Here is a 1,172-nt window from a genome sequence, read left to right on the forward strand (position 1 = left end):
GTTCATGCACAATATGCTGTGCATCAAAACCATAATTCCCCAGTTGTTTAAACAGTAAAGCCGCTACATATTCTTGAGTGATATGGCATTCATTTGGTGGATGATCAAGCACCCCATGTTGTGGGCAACTGGCAATAAATTGTAATTTTTTCATCCTTTGTCCTAACACTTTTATCATTATCTGCACTTAGCATAAGCAATAAACAAACAGCAGCCAAGCCTTTAGCTCGCTGCTGCCGTTGCTATTGTGTTAGCAATTATAAAATGTGTTAGGTAAAAAGTTATTGGCTAACTTCAATTGTTAAGCCTGCACGATTCGCCAACTCAGTAAAAGTTGGGAAACTTGTAGCAACAGTTTCAGTACCGTGAATTGTAATCGGACCAGAAGTACGAAGGCCTGCCATACTAAAACTCATGGCAATACGGTGGTCATGGTGTGATTCAATTTCACCACCAGCAAAGATTGGTGACCAATCACCAGATTTGCCTTTACCTTCGATAATGATGCCATCTTCAGTAGGTGTACAATCAATGCCCATGATTTTTAAACCATCTGCCATAACTTGAATACGGTCAGATTCCTTCACGCGAAGCTCTGCTGCACCTGTTAATACTGTTTGGCCTTCAGCACAAGCCGCTGCAATAAATAAGGCTGGGAATTCATCAATTGCTAAAGGTACTTGGTCTTCAGGCATATGAATGCCTTTAAGCGTGCGTGAACCTTTAATATGAATATCAGCAATAGGCTCTCCACCAGCGATACGCTCATTTTCAACAGTCAGATCAGCACCCATCTGTTTTAAAATTTCAATTACGCCAGTACGTGTTGGATTAATACCTACCGCTTCAAGTACAACATCTGCACCTTCAGTAATTGCAGCACCCACCATGAAGAAAGCAGCAGATGAAATATCAGATGGTACTTGAATATTAGTACCCACTAACTTACCGCCGCCCACAAGGGAAATTTTATTGCCTTCAGTTTTAACATCATAGCCAAATGCACGAAGCATACGCTCTGTATGATCACGTGTTGGTTCCGGTTCAGTTACCGAAGTTTCACCTTCAGCCCATAAACCAGCTAGTAAAATACCCGACTTCACCTGAGCAGATGCCATAGGTAAATCGTATTGAATACCTTTTAATTTCTGACCACCAGTAATGCTTACAGG

At 41.4% G+C, this 1,172-nt stretch carries 2 pseudogenes; both read right to left on the reverse strand.

Features of this window, described 5'->3' with window-relative positions:
- Positions 1–154 (reverse strand): annotated as a pseudogene (locus tag VXQ92_RS19645) (hypothetical protein); the annotation flags it as partial.
- 127 nt (positions 155–281) lie between these two features.
- A pseudogene (locus VXQ92_RS19650) lies at positions 282–1,172 on the reverse strand (bifunctional prephenate dehydrogenase/3-phosphoshikimate 1-carboxyvinyltransferase); the annotation flags it as partial.

This window comes from Acinetobacter sp. 228 (assembly GCF_048147885.1).